This is a genomic window from Paenibacillus sp. W2I17 (assembly GCF_030815985.1).
Lineage (GTDB): Bacteria > Bacillota > Bacilli > Paenibacillales > Paenibacillaceae > Paenibacillus.
The window spans coordinates 5,323,202-5,341,623 of the sequence record NZ_JAUSXM010000001.1 but is presented as its reverse complement, the minus strand read 5'-3'; the positions used below and the strand labels follow the sequence as shown (position 1 = coordinate 5,341,623).

16 protein-coding genes are annotated in these 18,422 nt (G+C 47.3%); 4 read left to right on the top strand and 12 right to left on the bottom strand.

Annotated elements, in window-relative coordinates; genetic code table 11:
- Window positions 1–66: 66 nt before the first annotated feature.
- Genes QF041_RS23845 through QF041_RS23835 form a run of 3 tightly spaced genes read right to left on the bottom strand, consistent with a single transcriptional unit; the run spans window position 67 to window position 3,382 of the window.
- Window positions 67–1,245 (bottom strand): ABC transporter permease, encoded by a 1,179-nt coding sequence (locus QF041_RS23845; protein WP_307415932.1) that lies wholly within the window; start codon window positions 1,243–1,245, stop codon window positions 67–69.
- Window positions 1,238–2,434: an ABC transporter permease gene (locus QF041_RS23840; protein ID WP_307415931.1), complete on the bottom strand. Its 1,197-nt coding sequence runs from the start codon at window positions 2,432–2,434 to the stop codon at window positions 1,238–1,240. Before QF041_RS23840 ends, QF041_RS23845 begins: the two co-directional genes overlap by 8 nt.
- 12 nt (window positions 2,435–2,446) lie before the next feature.
- The gene (locus tag QF041_RS23835; RefSeq protein WP_307415930.1) at window positions 2,447–3,382 is read right to left on the bottom strand and encodes an ABC transporter ATP-binding protein; all 936 of its coding nucleotides are present in this window, start codon (window positions 3,380–3,382) and stop codon (window positions 2,447–2,449) included.
- A 211-nt stretch (window positions 3,383–3,593) separates the two neighbouring features.
- Here QF041_RS23835 and QF041_RS23830 point away from each other — a divergent pair, with 211 nt between their 5' ends.
- Together QF041_RS23830 and QF041_RS23825 are read left to right on the top strand one after the other, a co-directional pair.
- Window positions 3,594–4,811 (top strand): sensor histidine kinase, encoded by a 1,218-nt coding sequence (locus QF041_RS23830; RefSeq protein ID WP_307415929.1) that lies wholly within the window; start codon window positions 3,594–3,596, stop codon window positions 4,809–4,811.
- 21 nt (window positions 4,812–4,832) lie between these two features.
- Window positions 4,833–5,522, top strand: a complete 690-nt coding sequence (locus QF041_RS23825; protein WP_307415927.1) for a response regulator transcription factor — start codon at window positions 4,833–4,835, stop codon at window positions 5,520–5,522.
- Between the two features lie 91 nt (window positions 5,523–5,613).
- On the opposite strand, the gene QF041_RS23820 is transcribed toward QF041_RS23825, so the two are convergent.
- The 5 genes from QF041_RS23820 to ftsE form a co-directional block, all read right to left on the bottom strand.
- A complete protein-coding gene (locus QF041_RS23820; protein WP_307415926.1) occupies window positions 5,614–6,942 on the bottom strand; it encodes a PDZ domain-containing protein in 1,329 nt (442 codons plus the stop codon).
- A gap of 64 nt (window positions 6,943–7,006) precedes the next feature.
- Entirely contained in the window at window positions 7,007–8,479 is a 1,473-nt protein-coding gene (locus QF041_RS23815) for a S41 family peptidase (protein WP_307415925.1), read from the bottom strand.
- Between the two features lie 135 nt (window positions 8,480–8,614).
- Window positions 8,615–9,895, bottom strand: coding sequence for a murein hydrolase activator EnvC family protein (locus QF041_RS23810; RefSeq protein WP_307415923.1), 1,281 nt, complete (start codon window positions 9,893–9,895; stop codon window positions 8,615–8,617).
- Window positions 9,896–10,082: 187 nt separating this feature from the next.
- The gene (gene ftsX, locus QF041_RS23805; protein WP_047840643.1) at window positions 10,083–11,000 is read right to left on the bottom strand and encodes a permease-like cell division protein FtsX; all 918 of its coding nucleotides are present in this window, start codon (window positions 10,998–11,000) and stop codon (window positions 10,083–10,085) included.
- Window positions 10,990–11,676 carry a cell division ATP-binding protein FtsE gene (gene ftsE, locus QF041_RS23800; protein ID WP_024631580.1) on the bottom strand — a complete coding sequence of 229 codons (687 nt, stop codon included), beginning with the start codon at window positions 11,674–11,676 and terminating at the stop codon, window positions 10,990–10,992. Before ftsE ends, ftsX begins: the two co-directional genes overlap by 11 nt.
- 254 nt (window positions 11,677–11,930) lie before the next feature.
- Between ftsE and QF041_RS23795 the strand changes: the two genes are divergently transcribed.
- Complete coding sequence (locus tag QF041_RS23795; protein WP_307415922.1) at window positions 11,931–13,364, top strand: VanW family protein; 1,434 nt, start codon at window positions 11,931–11,933, stop codon at window positions 13,362–13,364.
- Window positions 13,365–13,485: 121 nt separating this feature from the next.
- Here the strand turns inward: QF041_RS23795 and QF041_RS23790 are convergent, their stop codons facing one another.
- From QF041_RS23790 to QF041_RS23775, 4 genes are all read right to left on the bottom strand, one after another.
- Window positions 13,486–15,039 carry an MDR family MFS transporter gene (locus QF041_RS23790; RefSeq protein WP_307415921.1) on the bottom strand — a complete coding sequence of 518 codons (1,554 nt, stop codon included), beginning with the start codon at window positions 15,037–15,039 and terminating at the stop codon, window positions 13,486–13,488.
- Window positions 15,040–15,111: 72 nt separating this feature from the next.
- Window positions 15,112–15,795, bottom strand: a complete 684-nt coding sequence (locus tag QF041_RS23785) for a hypothetical protein (RefSeq protein WP_307415920.1) — start codon at window positions 15,793–15,795, stop codon at window positions 15,112–15,114.
- Between the two features lie 34 nt (window positions 15,796–15,829).
- Window positions 15,830–16,558 (bottom strand): polymer-forming cytoskeletal protein, encoded by a 729-nt coding sequence (locus QF041_RS23780; RefSeq protein ID WP_307415919.1) that lies wholly within the window; start codon window positions 16,556–16,558, stop codon window positions 15,830–15,832.
- Window positions 16,559–16,572: 14 nt separating this feature from the next.
- Window positions 16,573–17,196 carry a YhbD family protein gene (locus QF041_RS23775; protein ID WP_036612427.1) on the bottom strand — a complete coding sequence of 208 codons (624 nt, stop codon included), beginning with the start codon at window positions 17,194–17,196 and terminating at the stop codon, window positions 16,573–16,575.
- 273 nt (window positions 17,197–17,469) lie between these two features.
- Here QF041_RS23775 and QF041_RS23770 point away from each other — a divergent pair, with 273 nt between their 5' ends.
- Window positions 17,470–18,258, top strand: coding sequence for an alpha/beta hydrolase (locus QF041_RS23770; RefSeq protein WP_307415918.1), 789 nt, complete (start codon window positions 17,470–17,472; stop codon window positions 18,256–18,258).
- Window positions 18,259–18,422: the final 164 nt, after the last annotated feature.

Here is an 18,422-nt window from a genome sequence, read left to right as displayed (position 1 = left end):
TGCAAAGAAAGCACGCTCTAACTGAATTCAATTCAGCAGAGCGTGCTTTTTTTATGTCGTATAACCTTATGCCTCTACTCCTGGCTGGCTAGGGCGTAGAATCGCAGAGCCTACAGTCAGCAAAATGGCAGCCATGCCAAACAAAATCAATAGTGGCAATGTGATATCCGACAATGTACCGCCAGCAGAGATCGCCTCCACAGCCTGAATCGCCCACTTCTGTGGAACAAAGTTGGCGAGCTTTTGCATATAATCCGGCATCAACGAGATCGGCCAGAAACAACCACCTATCATGCAGGTTGGCATAATGACAAGTGAATTCAGCATGTTGGCATTTTTGGGATTCCGGATTAATCCTGCCACGGTACTTGCGATCCCCATGGAGACCAGCATGAATGCCGCCAATATCATGAAATGAATGCCAAAAGGAATACCGGCATCATAATGCAGCAGCCACCTGCTGACTCCCAAAACGAGAACAATCTGAATCAAGCCAATGACAAAGCTACCCAGGAAGTTACCAAGCGCAATCTCATATGCACGGACGGGTGCCGTATATACTCTGGCCATCGTACGTTTCCTGCGATCTTCCATTATCACAGCCACTGCACTGGTCAGCAGCCCCATCATAAACATAATCGTAAATCCAGTCACATTGTTCAGGCCTGGCTTGGGATAGATTTGCAGATCGGTAACTTCACCAGCAACCTGATGTTTTCCTATCTCCTGTAAAAGCTGTTCAAATGGCTTCTGTGTACTCGATAATATGTCAGTCTCACTTGAGACAGGACCTGCCGCCACCTTAACAGCTGAAACAGATTGTAACAATCCGCTCGTCAAACCTTCAACTGCTGCTCGTAGGGTATAGGAACTTTCACTTATACGCAGTTCCACCAATTGAATTTCGGTTGGCTTTCCTTGTAACAGATCCTCCGTATAATGTGCCGGAATGATGATGCCAGAGCTTCCTTTTTGCTGAGCGATAGCTTCCTTCACTTCTGCTTGGTTATTCATCGGCTTGAGCAGATACTCCTCTTTGTCAGCAAGTTCATGAATCATCCATGTCCCTGCCACCCCTCCGTCCTCATTCACATAGGGAATAACAGTACGTGCAATCTGCTCGCTTCCAAAAAGAGCAACCGCTCCTGTAACCACCAGGCAAGGCAGAAGCAGAAACGTAATGAAGCCCATTTTACGGCCAAGTGTACGTCTAATCATCAACCTGGCGATGTGTAGACTATTCATATCGGTATCCTGCCTTTCTATAGATCAATCCTGAGATGAACAATAATACAGCGCATACCACGCCTAACATCAGAATGTTATATACAATCTCTCGTACAGGTGCATCCAGCATCATTCTCAGAAAACTTTGGAGCGCCCAGTGGTTAACCGTAAATTGGCTAAGCCGTTGTACAAAATCAATCGGAATGGGCATGAACCCACCACTGATGAATGTCATGGCAACGATGATACCTTGTAAGGTTGCACTGGCCGATGCTGTGCTTTTGCATACCAGTGCAACGATCACGCCAAGGGTCATGGAGGCCAATGTGATACATACACAAGTCAGCACAATATACCCAGGATGGGTTCCCCAATCCACACCGTAGAACCAATACGTCATAAGGATGATCGTTGTTGCTTGTAAGAAAGCGAGCAGACTATTGCCTGCAATTTTTCCAGCGAAAATAACTCCGTTACCTATCGGCGCAGCCTGAAGGCGAATTAACGTTTTGTTATCCCGTTCTCCAAAAAGGCTGGTACTGGTTGTCATGCCCGAGTACAACATGAACATTGCCAGCATGGAAGCTGCATAGTATTGGGAGGCACTATACGCCGTACCTGTCTTACCGGGATTAGTGACAGCAATGGAGGTGGAATTCGCCGTACCAGACTCCGAAGCAGAGGCCATGGCAGCAATTACTTGCGGACCGAGCACTTTGGTAATCGCCATCTGTCGGTTCCATTCATCCGTAAAACGTGTGAACAAAGTTTCACCCAAGGTATTAAGTGTGTTGTCCTTTCCTCGTATCCACTGTAACCTGGCCTCTTTCCCCATCATCACGTTTTGCTCAAAATCCGAAGGAATCATTACAGCAAAGTCCAGCTTGTCGGTACGCAGCGCATGAACGGCCTCCTCTTCAGTCGTAAAGTTCTGCACCCTGACCATCTCAGCCACTTCCGGGGATTTAACGAATGTATCCAGCGCTTGATTAACCGTACTTGATCCTCCCCCAGATTCAGTGCTCAAATGGATGATTCCCACACGTACAGTATCGGGAATAACATCCTCCGCCGTACCCATCGTACTGGAAAGTGCCGTGCCCAATATAAAAATCAGTAACAACGGCAAAATAAAGAGGTTTAACACTACAGATCGAATCTTAAGAATACGCCTTAATTCAAAGATGCAAATATGCCATATATTCATCTCTTGCTCCCCCTAGTCCCGAAGCGTACGCCCGGTCAGATTGAGGAACAACGTTTCCAGATCCGGCTCTTCGACCTTGAGCGACTGAATGGATACTTCATGTTTGCTGCAAATGAAGAGCAGATCCTGGAGATCCTGCTGTGCCGAAGGCAGCGTAATGGTCAGTGTATTCTCTGAAACGTCTACCATCCGCACACGGGGGTGAAGTTTCAATTCTTCCACGACGTCGGGAACGATACCGGAAGTGGAGAGCACTACTTTTTCTTCCGATGCTACCCGTTCTCTCAGCTCTGCTTCAGTCCCACAGGCAATAATTCGCCCCTGATCCATAATCGCAACCCGGTGACTAATCGCCGCCACTTCCTCCATGTAATGACTTGTATATATGATCGTTGAACCCATCTTGTTGAGTGTCCGTACCGATTCAAGAATATGATTCCGAGATTGCGGATCAATGCCAACTGTAGGTTCATCCATAATAATGAGATCCGGGCGATGTGTAATCGCACATGCGATGTTTAACCTGCGTTTCATACCGCCAGAGAAGGTCGAGGGGGCATCCTTTGCTTTATCCTGCAACCCTACAAATTCAAGAGACTCCTGCACTCTTTCCTTAAGCAATTTTCCACGCAGTCCATACAGTCTGGCAAAAAAGGTCACATTCTCCGCAGCAGACATGGTTTCGTATAAAGCCAGATCCTGCGGAACGAGTCCGATCTTGCGCTTTACTTCAAGCGGTCGCTCCTTGACCGAGATCCCATCTAATCTGATCTCACCCTGATCCATATTCAGGAGCCCTGCAATCATGCTGATGGTGGTACTTTTTCCTGCTCCATTGGGACCAAGCAATCCAAAAATCTCGCCTTTGCCAACACTAAGGTTCAAATGATCCACGGACAGCTTGCTGCCGTATCGTTTTACTACATGATCTACTTCAAGTATACCCATCCCTTTTACGCCCCTTTTCCGTTTCGGCCTTCGCCGCTGGATTTCATAATTTTATTGTAACGGATAGCAATTTGTAGCGAAGGTACAGAAAGTCATGAATCGAAGGTGACTTAAGTCATCTCCTGATTCGAATGCTGCTTATGGTATAATCAAGGGCGCATTACCAAGAGATTTTCTACTCCACTTTTTATATAAAGGATGTCATTTACATATGCCAATGCGGTTTCTGCAATATGGATTAATTATCGTTCCAGCAGTACTGTACATGTTGATGCTGCCCTTGGAAAATGAAGCCGTCTACACCCTGTATATCATCATTGCACTTGGACTCTCCGTGTGGAAAGATTTCAATCGTTCAAGTACACAGCAGTGGCTGTTGCTTCTGACCGAAATACTCTGGAGCTGCTGGCTGATTGCTTCGTATGGACCGTTTCTGCTATTCCTCTCTCTATCCGTGCTCTACGTGTATATATACAGACTGGAGGGAAATCGGAGATGGTTGATGTTTGCAATTCAGCTTGTCGCTAACAATGTCGCTTTGCATTGGCATTATTCTGTCCCACAGGCATCGCAGCCAGGGTTAACCACACTAAATACAACTACAACCGACACTACATTACTCTCCACAGAGACAACTGCGATGGTTCTTGGCAACCTGCTTCTGCTCATCACAGCGGCTCTGTCCTGGCAGGGATCAAGAACGGCGAACAGCCGTGGACAACTGGAACAAGTCTATGACGAACTTCGCAGCAAACATTACGAGCTACAAGAAACTCGTGCGCAGCTGCTGTTATTTACAAAGCAACTTGAAGGAGTGGCTCAGGCAGAGGAACGTACCCGTATCTCCAGACAGCTTCATGACGATATCGGGCATCGACTGATTCGCACCAAAATGATGTCGGAAGCCGCCCTGCTGACCCTCCCCCTCGATATGGAACAAGGAACGGAAATGGTGAGACAGATTCGCGATCAATTGGCCGATAGTATGGATGATATGCGCAGCACACTACACAAACTGCAACCTAATTCCTATGCATCCGAAGCCTACGCCCTGGATCGTCTCCTAGAGGAAGTGGGCAGAGATACCGGCGTGAAGACAAATTATGAAGTTCATGGCCCATCCCATGTGCTGTATCCCAGCATACAGATCGTTTTGTTCAAAAATGCCAAAGAAGCCTTGACCAATGCCCTGCGACATGGAAATGCTTCTTCAATCACAGTGGAGTTGGTATTCGGGGATCAAGAAGTGTGTATGAGTGTGAGTAATGATGGCAAAATCAATCCTCCTTCTTCCAAGCGAAATGGCATAGGACAGGAAGGTATGCTTCTGCGTACACAAATGGTGGGAGGTACCTTGGAGATCCAATCGGCTTATCCGTATACAGTGATTACACGCATTCCAATAACGAACCAGTTGAATATACTCTGAAAAAAGGAAGTGAATGTTCTCATGTCCGAACGGAATGATGTAAACAACAAGAATGATTCAGTCCACCCTCCGCTTATCCGGCTGATTCTCGCCGACGATGACTATTTCATTCGCGAAAGCCTGAAAGTGCTACTTGGACTCGGCTCCGGCATTAGTGTTACAGGCACAGCCTCAAACGGGCAGGAAGCGTTGGAATTGCTTGAAGCAGGAACGCCTGCGGACGTGGTTTTAATGGATATTCGGATGCCGGAATGTGACGGAGTTGAAGGTACCAAACGCATCAAGGCGCGTTTTCCTGAAAATCAGGTGCTCATGCTAACTACTTTTGACGACGATGAGTATATTATTCAGGCATTGCAGAATGGAGCATGCGGTTATTTGCTCAAAAACGTCCCCCCCGAGCGGATCATTCAAGGCATTAAGACCGTACATAACGGCGATATGTTAATCCATCCGGATATTGCCCGCAAATTGGCAGGCCTTCTTCGTCCTGCTGCGATTCCCCTGACACAGAACCCAATCGAAGCCTATGGACTGACACGTATGGAGCTGGCGGTTGCCGAGGCCATATCGGAGGGTTTATCCAATAAGGAAATTGCCGCCAAATTGTTCCTCAGTGAAGGCACGGTCAAAAACTACGTCACGGATATTCTTGGCAAGCTGAGCTTGCGTGATCGGACCCAAATCGCCATCTTTATGTTAAAACAATAACAAAAAAAAGGTATTTCCCTTGCCTGTGACGGCGCTCGGAAATACCTTTTTCATTGCTTGATTTATGCAACTAATTCATCACGTATGCTAGTTACATCTCCACGGACCCTTTATCACTGGCCACAGGGGCTGGCGGTAACGCCAAGGGAGCTTCGTCCCTTTGTGGTTTTTTCAGACGGGCAAACAATTTGAGGTTGATGACATGGAACAGCGTCAGTGGACGTAACCGAATCGCCCAGACCTCGTGATTGTCCGGTGCCATAATGACCCCAAGCTGATGATGCTCCCCTTCATAGATCGCTCGTTGCATGAACTTGCTTTCTCCCTGGTGATTGCGAACCTCAAGTTTGCAAAAAGCCGGGTTCATCCGCAGAGCACGATGTAACTCTTCCGGCGAATGAACCAACTTACCATTCACCTTGTACAAGGTCTCTCCTGCTTCAATCCCCAAATCTGCAGCAGGACTCTCCGGAATAACAGCCAGTACCTTCAATCCATGCTGCGGATGGACAAATACCGGACTGCGATTTTGCTCTTCAAACGCGCTGTACCATACCAGAAATTCATGTCCAATAAATGCGATCAGCGCTGCAACCACCATGAGTGGAGACCACCATGCAGCAAGCAAACTGAACACGAGCAAAGTTGCCCCATATACCATCAACCGCTTTGATGAGATCTGCACCTTTTGTCCCGGAAGCATACTCTGTGTTATCTCACCAAATCCGAGCATAATCGGCAACGCAACCAGCATGTAACTATGACCTGCATTCATCAGTGGATTCCATGCCAGCTCCGCGCCACCTCCTGTGACTGGAACAAGAATCAGTAGAGGAATGGCCCAGAACTGTTGCAGTTGATATCCCCCAACCAGTTTCCCACGTTTTCCCTCGAAGAGAAGCGGTGATGCCATCGATACCCCCTGCATGCGTACCAACAAGGCTTCACCCATATGTAGAAGGGCCGCCAGGACAAGCAGTGCAGGCATATCCAGGGTACGTAGCGTTTCCGTTACACTACCCATCCAACCCGATGGTTGCCAGCCTGAAGCCAGATTCAAACCAAATTGCAGCACACCCAGTAACCCGGCCGCATAAGCAAAGCACAGATACCGTATGCGGAACAAAGATAGAATTAACGTTGCAGCCCATATGCATATCAGGCTTCCCAGTGTAAGATGTGCACCGAGGAATAGGGACACAATTGAGACGATGGTACCAATGAGTATGCCTCCGAGCACGGCACGAATCGTCTGTGTTATCGAGCTTTGCAAACGAACATGGAACAATTTACGCTCCTGCAGTAACTGACGATGATAGATCAGCGCAATCAGGATCACCGCAATATAATAAAACGGCTGAATAAACAACTGCAACATAGCTTCCCCTAATGTAGTTAACCACGGCCATACCCATTCCATTGTGGTCGGTCACCCCTCTCTTTCAGCCGGTTCAGAAAAAAAGAAGGCTGAAAATCAGCCTTCTTTATGGCTTCGACACAGCGGACGAAATATCCTTCGAGACATTTTCGATCGCGCGTTTCAGCTGTGCATCATATTGAGGATTGGCAATACGTTCAATCAGAGCCGCTTCCAGTGTTTCAGCGGTTTTCTCGTCAATCTGGCCTGTAGCCTGAATGCCTTTTTGCTTCTGGAATGCCTTGACCGCTTCTTCCGTCTTCTGGTCGTAGTATCCATCCACACGATCCGGTTTGAAATCGAGTCCTCTCAGCATCGTCTGCGCACTTTTCACATCCGTGCTATTACTGTCATATTTCAGTGGTAACTTCTCTTTGTTAATCGGTGCCACCGAGAAATAATCCGGCTGGTCTACCGCAATATCCGGTTTGATTCCTTTTTCATGAATCCAGTCTCCGTTCGGAGTGAGCCACTTGGCAATGGTGATCTTCAGCAAGCTGCCGTCACCCATCTGCTTGTCATAACTCGTCTGAACGGTTCCTTTACCAAAGGAGTTTTCACCAATCAACTTAGCACCTGCTGACTGTTGTAATGCACCGGCCAAAATCTCCGACGCACTCGCACTGCCTTTGTTCATCAGGACTGTGACTGGATATGTTTTGGCTGATCCATTGGACTTGCTTTGTTCCTTTTTGCCGTTCTTGTCTTCAACTTGCACAATAACCTTGCCTTTAGGAACAAACTGTTCAGCAATATCAATAACAACTTGCAATACACCGCCTGGGTCATTCCGTACGTCGATGACCAGACCTTTCATGTTCTGCTTCTCAAGCTTCGCCAACTCTTCCTTGAAGCGATCGCCTGTATTCAAAGAGAATTGAGTAATGGCAATAACGCCAATTCCGCCATCCTCCATGTGAGCATATACGGTTTCCAGATCAATGTCATCGCGTACAATGACAAATTCAATCAGCTCGGAAGATCCGGCACGTTTGACCTGTACCTTCGCTTCACTGCCCTTGGGACCTCTGATTTTGTTGACAGCCTTGTTCAGTTCCAAACCTTGCAGGGATTCGCCGTTGACTGACATAATCATGTCTTTTGCACGAATACCCGCTTTCTCGGCAGGTGATCCTTTGATTGGGGAAACAACAACAACGTTTCCATCCTGTGAGGATACCTCTGCGCCAATACCGGTAAATGAACCTTCGATCGACTCTTCAAACTGAGCAGCCGTTTCCTGCCCCATATAGTTGGAGTACGGATCATCAAGCGATTCCATCATGCCGTTGATCGCACCGTCAATCAATTTGGTCTGATCCACGTCTTTATAATAGTTGCTTGAGATCAAATCCATCGCAGTTTCAATCTTTTTCAAATCGTTCTTCTGCTGTGTATTGCCGGTTACACTAGCCAGCAAACCTTCGCCCGCTGTGGTTTGATTTGCTATTCCCGGGTAAGTCATTAGTACCAGGGTTAGCAAACTACCACCCAGGAGACCCACAATGACAAGCAGTAGCGCCGATCTTTTCTTCATCATCCGTTTGTCACCGCCTTTAGTTTTGAAGCGTGTCCGATTCCATTGTTGCCAGAATCCATTCCCTGAACATGCCAGCTTAGTATATGTCTAGCTTGTACGGAATATGTTTTTTCCATTCGAACAATGGAGCAATAATTACAAATAGTTCATCGGATTTACAGCGGTACCGTTATCTCTCACTTCAAAGTGCAAGTGAGGTCCAGTAGAGTTCCCTGTATTTCCTGACTCAGCAATGGTATCCCCTTTGCTTACTGTGTCTCCCTTGCTGACTTTGAATCCACCTTCGCGCAAGTGACCATATAACGTCCATAGTCCACCGCCGTGGTCCACAATAACCGTATAACCATAACCGCTATACCATTCAGCCATGATCACGATTCCGCCAGAAGCAGCGTGAACCGAAGTTCCTTGAGGAACAGCAAAATCGACACCGGCATGCATCTTACCCACTACACCCGTAATCGGATGGGTACGGGGACCGAATCCAGAAGAAATACGTCCTCCAGATACCGGTCTTGAGAAGATACCATTACCGGATGAATACGTGACCTCACTGCTGCTATCCGAACTCACTCTGGTTGGTGTCTTGGCTGCAGCTTTCGCCCGGGCTGCTGCCGCGGCTTTTGCTTTGGCTGCGGCTGCTGCCTGCTGTTCACGCAATTTATTTTTCTCTTGAAGAAGTGCCGAACGTTTGCTGGCAATCTGCATTAATACATCTTCCTGCTCTTGTGTCAGCTCTTCTGACTCTTCAATTTTAGCATCATATGAAGCGAGAAGCACTTGCTTTTCCGCTTCTTTTTCATTCAATTGGGACTTGCGCTGTTTCTTCTGTGCATACAGGCTCTTGGCTTCCGCATATTGCACATCCAATTCTGCCTTTTTGTCCACGACAAGTTGCTTGTCCGCTTTGTGCTCATCCAGCAGATGCTGATCCTGATCCACAATCGTTTTGAGTGAATCCGCACGGGTCAGGAAGTCAGTGAAGCTAGTAGAGGACAACAATACATCCAGATAGGATACAGCACCGTCCGTATACATGAGGCGCACGCGTGACTCCAACAATTTTTCCCTTGCAACAATGCGTTCTTCTGCCGCTTGCAGATCTTTTTTCGTTGTACGAAGATCTTCCTCCGTGTTCTCGATCTGCAAGGATACACTCGCCAGTTCATCACTAACGACATTGATCTGTTCCATGACAACCTTCAGATAAGCGTTGGTTTTGTTCTTGTAATGCTGTGCTTCCTTTTTGTTGGAAGCCGCTTTTTTTTGCTCCTGCTTGGCAGAAGCCGCCTTGCTCTCCAGTTGCTGAATCTGTTGGTCAATATCGCTGATGCTACTCTTGGCATATCCGTCAGAAGGTTGAAGCGTCAAACTGGCCAATAACGTAAAGGCCAGCAGCGAAGCGGTTTTTTTCAAAATGATGATCCCCCATCCTATGATTTCACAAGAAAGCAACCTGCACAGGTGGTGAACAGCATGTTCTTTGCTTTCTTCAATCTTAAAAGACTCCGTCTTTCCTACATATCGTCAAACAGCGTCCATTAATGAACCTGCTTTACCATTCTTTTCGACATATTCTGCAATTCGATCGTTGAAAACAAAATTAAACGTTGAGTGATTTCCGAATGGACAGTGTACTTCCCAAAATACCTACCAGCACACCGAGTCCGATCAACAGTGTTCCAAACAGCCCCCAGATTTCGCCGAGCGGAATCAAGTTAAGCATCTGCATGAAGACATCCTGACCAATCGTCTTCATCAACTGGCTGTATCCAACAAACAGCACACCAACCGTAATGACCGAGCCAATAAATCCAATGAGTGCACCTTCAATAAAGAAAGGCCAGCGAATAAAGGTATTGGTTGCACCAACCAACTTCATAATTCCGATCTCCCGGCGACGTGCCAGAATCGTTACGCGAATCGTATTCGAGATCAGGAACATGGACATGAGACCCAGTCCCCCGACAAAAATAAATCCGATGTTACGAACAAGCTTCGTAAATTTGAACAACACTTCCACCGTTTCCTTGCCGTAGTTCACTTTCATGATTGGCTTCTCCGGATGTTTTTCGTTCAAAGCTTCGATTTTTTGCGCCACAAAAGTGACGGTTTCCGGTTCAATGACCTCAACTTCAATGGTCTCCGGCAGTGGGTTGTTGTCCACATCGAAACCGCTAAGCACGTTATCTGCACTCTCTCCAAGACGCTCACGGAATTCCTTGAGTCCTTCTTCCTTGGAAACAAAACGAATCTCACTTACTTCAGGCATCGCACTGATTTCTTTCTCCAGTGTGTTACGCAGGTTCTCGTCCACATTCAGTTCGAGGAACGTGCTGATTTCCACCTGGCTATCAACCTGATTTGCCATGGAGTTCACATTGAGCACCAGCAGCATGAACACACCAAGAATCAATAGCGACACAATGATGGACATGATGGAGGCCACAGACATCCAGCCGTTGCGGAATACGTTTTTGAATCCCTCCCGCAGATGGCGCAAGAGAGTACTAAAATTCATAACCGTATTCCCCTCTCATCTGATCCCGTACAATCTGTCCACGTTCAATCGCAATTACCCGTTTACGCATCGTATTCACGATATCTTTGTTGTGGGTCGCCATAACAATGGTTGTTCCCCGGAAATTAATCTCATCCAGCAGTTGCATAATGCCCCACGACGTCTCCGGATCGAGGTTACCTGTAGGCTCATCCGCGATAATAACCGATGGGTTATTGACGATAGCCCGTGCAATAGCAATACGCTGCTGTTCTCCACCCGAGAGCTGTGAAGGTTCGCGATTTGCCTTACTCCGCAGTCCCACCAGATCAAGCACTTCCATCACCCGTTTCTTGATATGACGCTTCGGCGCTTCAATAACTTCCATGGCAAATGCCACATTCTCAAATGCTGTCATCCGTGGCAGCAGACGAAAATCCTGGAACACAACGCCGATGTTACGACGCACATAAGGAATCTTTCTTGGCTTCAACTTACCAATATTAAATCCGTTAATGGATATTTGTCCTTTGGTCGGAACTTCTTCTCTGTACATCAATTTCATAAATGTCGATTTACCTGCGCCGGACGGACCGACGATATAGACAAATTCATTGCGGTCGATCTTCACCGACACCCCTTGTAATGCGTGGGTCCCATTGGCGTAGGTCTTCCACACGTCCTGCATTTCTATCACATCATCACTTCCTGCTCGCATAGTTAGCCATTATAATTTCGACACAATCCCGGCATTTCCTTTAAAAAGACCTGAATTTCATCAGGAAAAAATCCACTTCGTTCCTGTTTCAATGGTGAAGCATGGATTCATATGAAGTTTATTGTAACAAATTTGTTACCTATTGAGTACCCGAAAGTTTTCCTGCATTGGATCATATATATAGAAAGTGTTACAAAGTCGGGAACAACTGAAGTATAAAGGAGCGTACGGTTATGAAAAAAATACATCTGACGGTCATTGTTCTATTCTCCATCCTCTTGATCGGCTCCGCGTCTTATGGATTGCTGTATATGTACGTGAATCAACCTGCCCTGCCCAAAGATGTTCATGTTGGCGGCATGCTTGTGGAGGGGAAGAATCGCAAAAACGTATTGCATGAATTGGATGAACAGATCCAAAAGCTGGAGGACTGGCCTGTCACCTTTGAAGTGACTGAACCCAACCCCCAGACGATGTCGTATACCGCAGCTCAGGTGGGGGTGAGTTACAACGTTAACAGCTTGGAGTCCGCAATACAGCAGCTGGAGGAAGGTAACCTGTGGGAACGCGCTTATGCACGTTATCATTTTCCGAAAGAGTTCTCTCTCGATATGACCTACAACTCAAGACCACTCCAAGAACATCTCAGCCCTGCCTGGGAAAAAGAAACCTTCGGTACACCTGCGGACGCTGTTCGCCGTATTACCACAAGTGACAAAGTCCAGTATATCCCGGAAAAGGGCGTCCGCCGCATTGATTGGATTACACTCACAAGTCTCATTCAGACGAAGCTGCACAGGGATTTCAGTGTACTGAACCCGGATGAAAAACCAGCCCCATTGCTGATCCAGGTACCACTGTATACGCTGAAGCCTGAAGTAACTCTTGATTCGCTGCGCCAGGAAGGCATTGACCGGAAGATCATCCAGTTCTCCACGGGTCTGGGCAATAGTAGTGAAGGCCGGATACATAATGTCAGCGCAGCGGCGGAAGCGATTAACGGCATGATTTTGCCACCAGATGCCACATTCGATTATGAGAAGGTCGTCCGTCAAGCTGAAAAGGAGTATGGGTTTCGTGAGGCACCGGTCATTGTTAATGGAAGACTAACCCCCGGAATTGGCGGGGGAATCTGCCAGGTATCAAGTACAGTGTATAATGCAGCGCTATTGACGGGTCTTGATATTATTGAGCGTCGCAACCATTCCCTGCCGGTCAAATATTTACCCAAAGGACTGGATGCCACCTTTGCCTCGGGAGCCATCAATTTTCGCTTCAAGAATAATACCGGAAAATCCTTACTCATTCATGCAGAGGTGAAGAATCACCAATTGATGGTGAAATTTTTTGGCACATTTCCGGAGAATGTCAGCTATGCACTTGAATCTCGTACCATTGAAACATTAAGTGTTCCAGTAAAATATGTGTCCAGTACGGTACTGCCTGATGGTGCACAGCAGGTGCTGCAAGACGGACAGCCTGGATATATTGTCGAGACGGTAAGAACCAAAAGACTGGACGGCAAAGTGGTCGAATCCAAAACGATTACACGGGACACGTACAAAGCTCAGAATCGCCTGATTGCCCGCTCCGGTCATAGCAGCCTGCCTGATCCACAAGGGCCTTCTGTGGTTGAGGACGGGATTAGCGATACAAAACAGCCTTAGGTTCTATGTTCGAAGCCAACAAAAACAAAAAGACACACATCCCGCCCCATTTGGGGATACACGAGAAGTGTGTCTTTCATGTTTTATAAAACCTTAACTTTATGGTTTACTGCATTACGGTTTAGTGACCGCCCGTGTATTCGCCTTGCTCTTCGCCTATAACCATCTTCTCTTTTCCCATGAAGAAGGAAGCGACCAACGCGAGTGCAGCCGGAATTACAGCCCAGGCAAATAACTGTACGATGGAAGAAGACAGGGCATGTGTGATGGTATCCAGCACCTGAGGCGGAATCGCCTGTCTGAGTTCTGGTGAGAGCAACGCATGTGGATCGGTCAGATCCACTCCCTGAGGCACGCCACCCGCTGAAGCACCGCCTGCTTCCGCAGCTGAACCAGCGAGAGCATCGTTCATTTTACGTGTAAATACCTGACTCTGTACGATACCAAAGATCGTAATGCCCATCGTCATACCGAGGGACCGCAAAAAGTTAAGTGTGGAGCTTGCTGCTCCGCGTCTTTGCGGTTCAAACGCGTTCATGGCTGCGTTGCTGAGTACCGAAAACGAAGCACCGACACCCAGACCAACCATCACCATGTAGATACGTATCGTCCAAAGGGAAGAATTCTCATCCAGTGTGGTCAGCAATCCAAGTCCAATGACAAGTAAGGCTAACGTAGGGATCATGATATTACGATACTTGATTTTGGTCATCAACACCCCGCCCAAGGACGCCGTCACAACGGACCCAAGCATCATGGGCAGCAGCACAAGACCGGAGTTGGTCGCTTTACCACCAAGTACCCCCTGTATGAAGATCGGAATGTACACGGATGCTGTAATGAACGCCGCACCACTGAACATCCCAATAACGTTACTGGACCAGTAGACCCGGTTGCGGAACATGCTGAAGGAGATGATTGGTTCTTTGGCTTTGGTTTCTGCAAAAAGGAAGAGCAGCGCTAATGCTACAAATCCGGCAAACAAGCCAAGAATCTGCCACGAACCCCAGGCAAATGTTTTGCCGCCCAGTTCCAGACCAAAGATCAGGCACACAACAGCACCGATCAGCGTTACAGCACCCAGCCAGTCGATCTGTTGGGATTGATGCTGATGGGATTCTTTATAGAAGAACGCAATAAACACAAATGCAATCAAGCCTAGCGGCAGGTTGATATAGAATACCCATTCCCATGTCGCATACTGGGTAATGTAAGCACCGAGCAGAGGTCCAAATACGCTGGACAGGCCAAAGACCGCTCCAAACAATCCACCCAATTTACCACGAGATTCTGGTGCAACGACATCAAACATGATCGTAAAGGCAATCGGCACCAGGGCCCCCGCACCAATACCTTGAATCGCTCTGTACATCGTCAATTCCACAATAGACGTTGCCGTTCCGCACAGCGCTGAGCCAAGCATAAATACAATAATACCAAATACAAAAAACTTCTTCCGTCCATACATATCGGATAGCTTACCGAATATCGGCATCCCTGCCATCTCAGCCACCATGTACGCGGAGGTAACCCAGACGAACTTGTCGAGCCCACCCAGCTTCCCGACAATGTCCCCCATAGCTGTTGCCACGATGGTGTTATCCATCGAAGCCATTAGTATGCTGAGCAGTAACCCTGCCAGCACCAATCCAATACTGTTTTTACGTGCAACCATTGTACTCAATCTCTCCATTCACGCTCTATTCATATGACTGCATTAGTATATCCGAAAAGAAGTTTCCGTTAATCAGTCCAAGGACCGATTGCTTTGCAGCAAAACTTCCGATTGCGGATGAATTTGCAGAGATGAACGGTATTCCACTGTACCAATCCGGCAGCCAGGACCGATTTTTATTTTATCGCCACGGACAATCTCGGCCTCCGTATTCTCTAATTCAATATCATCACCTTCGATAATCTGTGCCTTGAGAATTGATTTATTCCCCGTAAACAAGTCATTCAACCGGCCACTCTTCACCGAGATGATGGAACCACCCATTTCCTTGACCTCGGATGGACCCATGATTTTGAGTGTCATGTGTTCAGCGCTGAGCATCCCCGCTATCGTCAACCGTCCGTTCAGCTTGATATTTTCCGCCTGACAATCCCCTGACAGATGAAGCTCACCTACCACTTTTATATGCTCAGCTTTGGCATGCATGCCAGATGCCTGGATTCCATCCTCACCTTCGTTGCTGGCCGCTCGCTCTGTCAGAGTAAGGGTTCCGGTAATTTTAATCTCTGTGGATTCAAGCGATCCGTATATGACCGATGTACCCGTACATTTGAATCGATCACAAGATAGATTGTCGTTAAAGGACGCGTCCCCTACGACCTTGATCTTGCCGTACACGCCACCAGAAGAACTGCCATCACCAACGATGCTGATATCCATTTTTTTGTCCAATGAACGCCCAGGATTGTTATTCATGTCGATCCCATCCCTTTCTCTCCATATCCAAACTTTAAATTCGCTGACTGCTGCCCACATTGGCATCCTGATCTACCTCAAGTTCACCCGAATACTCGACCAGCCTGATGTTACAGCCGCGACCGATAAAAATGTTACTCCCCCGAACAATGTCAGCTTCGGTATCTTCCAGCACAATCTCATCACCCTCAATTAAGGATGTCTTAAAAGAAGGGGTCCCGCCCAGACCAATACTTTTCCAAAAGCCATTCTGTTGCTCCTTGCGACGAATATCGATACGCTCTCCGCCAATCTCTTTAGCCGAAGAAGATGTGTGAAGCCTAATCTCCACTGTTCCCGCATTCAGTAAGCCGCTGATCTTAATATTGCCCCGTACATTCAGGGACTCACATTGGACATCCCCATCAATATCGATCACACCGCCAATATCAATTCGTTCCCCATCCACTCTTCCACGTACGGTACACTTTCCGTTCACTTCAAGCTCAGGGCTATGGAGATCTCCGTTAATCGTAGTTAAACCATCCACCCGAACACGAGAACTGGTCAGAGGTCCATTCAACGTGCACATGCCGTTAATCGTTGCACTCTCGGAGGTCAAAGCGCCGTGCATCTTCAATGTTCCATTCACTTCCATAGAGGTGCAGTCCAGGTTGCCGTTCACCTTAGCCATACCATCAATAGATACACGGTGAAAATTCCCGCCTGCCGTTTGACTTATGCCCGCCACATTCAGATCATTCCGCTTATTCCGCTCTTCCATAGATGATCCTCTCCTTATCCCAATTTGAGTTTTAATTCTTCCATAAATGTTCCCATCGGCTGCCTAAGAACCACTTTCACACCATTGTCAAAATAAAACTCCGTTCCTGCTGTTACCAGCATGAATGAAGGAACACCCATCTTACGAATAAGCACGAGTTCGCTGGGTTTGCCTGTGAAACGATAATAATGTTCGGACATCACTTCGATCAGCAACGCGCCCTCTTGCCGAGTAATATCTCCGCTCATTAACAGCTTATCAAGGACGTAGAGCATCATAATCTGCTCCAAAGCATACAGCGGTTGTTCTCGACCTGCTTCTTTTAACAGATCCAGCGAGATCTGTGAAACAATGTTTCGCTCTAATAGTTGCTGTGCAGACATCTCTACTTCACCCAACGTAGGTGAGAACACGTCTGCCAGCTCATCCAGCGATAATCCGTCTTTCATATTGAGAATCTTGTCAATGCGCAGTAAAATCTGTTGTTTGGGAAAAAAGGTCTCTTGTCCGGTGTAGGACGACTTCCGAATGAACCATTCTTCCGGAATGAGATTTTTCCGCTTCCAACGGTATAACTGGCCGTATGAGATTCCTGTCAGGTCCAACAATTCTTTCTTGGAGATCAAATCATCCGTCATATATGGTCCCCCTTTTTATTGAAACGAGTGTAACATAACATTGTTACGTTGTGAAGTGCGTTAAAAATCGATGATCAGATTACAGACTTCCATTTTAACCACTGGTGTGAAATTCTTTGTTTTCTACTGTAGATCTTGTTATTGCAATGGAAGAGTAATGCGTATAACCTGTTACATATAAACACTTTGGAGGCTTAGGCATCCGATTTCCATCCCATCGTCTCATGTCAGAACACGTGGTTGACGAACTTATGAAAGGGGTTTCTTACACTCATGGCACTTATTAAATGTGATTTTTACTCGGATACGCTCGGGCTTAGCACCAGCATGCATGTCATTCTGCCGCAACAAACCCACAATCAGATCGGCATGGAGAATGTGACTGGCAAAGGACTGCATCCAACCCTGTACCTGCTGCACGGTCTGTCTGATGATGATTCCATCTGGCTACGCCGGACTTCCATCGAACGTTATGTGGCCAACCTCGGGATCGCCGTTGTTATGCCACAGGTACATCGTAGCTTCTATACAGATATGGTCGAAGGCGGACGTTATTGGAGCTTTATCAGTGAAGAACTGCCGGCACTTGCTCGTTCTTTCTTCCCGCTGTCAGATCAACGGGAGGACAATTTCGTTGCCGGATTATCCATGGGTGGCTACGGGGCGTTCAAGCTCGCCCTTCGTAAACCAAATCAATATGCCGCAGCTGCTAGTTTGTCTGGAGCACTCGATATGTCTGCACATATGGATAGAAACGCATCCTCAGCATTACAACAGACGGAGTTACAGCGGATTTTCGGACCCGAGGTGGCAGGTACAGAGAACGATCTGATTCATCTGTTAAAAGAAAATCAATCTAGCGAAAGTCCTCGACCTTTGCTCTACCAATGCTGCGGAACGGAAGATTTCCTGTATGAGGATAATCAAACCTTCCGGCATGCCTGTGAACAAAAGAACTTCGAATTGACATACGAGGAAGGGCCTGGTGAACATGAGTGGGGCTACTGGGATGCCAAGATTCAGGATGTATTGAAATGGTTGCCTTTGCCCAAACGGGACTAGGTGATCATTGGGAGCTACTGCGGATAATGAAGGCTGGTACTCCGATGACAGAACAACCTTCCTTCCGTTCGCGGTTGAGTTGAATATATCTAGAGCACATCGCTGTAAAACACAAAGAAGCAGGCCGTTGAGAACAAAGTTCTCTGGCCTGCTTCTTTGTTGTA

Excerpts from the sequence above, each read along its gene's own strand:
- QF041_RS23830 (WP_307415929.1), top strand. The coding sequence starts at position 3,594 with ATGCCAATGCGGTTTCTGCAATATGGATTAATTATCGTTCCAGCAGTA.
- QF041_RS23770 (WP_307415918.1), top strand. The coding sequence starts at position 17,470 with ATGGCACTTATTAAATGTGATTTTTACTCGGATACGCTCGGGCTTAGC.
- QF041_RS23845 (WP_307415932.1), bottom strand. The coding sequence starts at position 1,245 with ATGAATAGTCTACACATCGCCAGGTTGATGATTAGACGTACACTTGGC.
- QF041_RS23840 (WP_307415931.1), bottom strand. The coding sequence starts at position 2,434 with ATGAATATATGGCATATTTGCATCTTTGAATTAAGGCGTATTCTTAAG.
- QF041_RS23795 (WP_307415922.1), top strand. The coding sequence starts at position 11,931 with ATGAAAAAAATACATCTGACGGTCATTGTTCTATTCTCCATCCTCTTG.
- QF041_RS23790 (WP_307415921.1), bottom strand. The coding sequence starts at position 15,039 with ATGGTTGCACGTAAAAACAGTATTGGATTGGTGCTGGCAGGGTTACTG.
- QF041_RS23815 (WP_307415925.1), bottom strand. The coding sequence starts at position 8,479 with ATGATGAAGAAAAGATCGGCGCTACTGCTTGTCATTGTGGGTCTCCTG.
- QF041_RS23780 (WP_307415919.1), bottom strand. The coding sequence starts at position 16,558 with ATGGAAGAGCGGAATAAGCGGAATGATCTGAATGTGGCGGGCATAAGT.
- QF041_RS23820 (WP_307415926.1), bottom strand. The coding sequence starts at position 6,942 with ATGGAATGGGTATGGCCGTGGTTAACTACATTAGGGGAAGCTATGTTG.
- QF041_RS23785 (WP_307415920.1), bottom strand. The coding sequence starts at position 15,795 with ATGAATAACAATCCTGGGCGTTCATTGGACAAAAAAATGGATATCAGC.
- ftsX (WP_047840643.1), bottom strand. The coding sequence starts at position 11,000 with ATGAATTTTAGTACTCTCTTGCGCCATCTGCGGGAGGGATTCAAAAAC.
- QF041_RS23835 (WP_307415930.1), bottom strand. The coding sequence starts at position 3,382 with ATGGGTATACTTGAAGTAGATCATGTAGTAAAACGATACGGCAGCAAG.
- QF041_RS23775 (WP_036612427.1), bottom strand. The coding sequence starts at position 17,196 with ATGACGGATGATTTGATCTCCAAGAAAGAATTGTTGGACCTGACAGGA.
- QF041_RS23825 (WP_307415927.1), top strand. The coding sequence starts at position 4,833 with ATGTCCGAACGGAATGATGTAAACAACAAGAATGATTCAGTCCACCCT.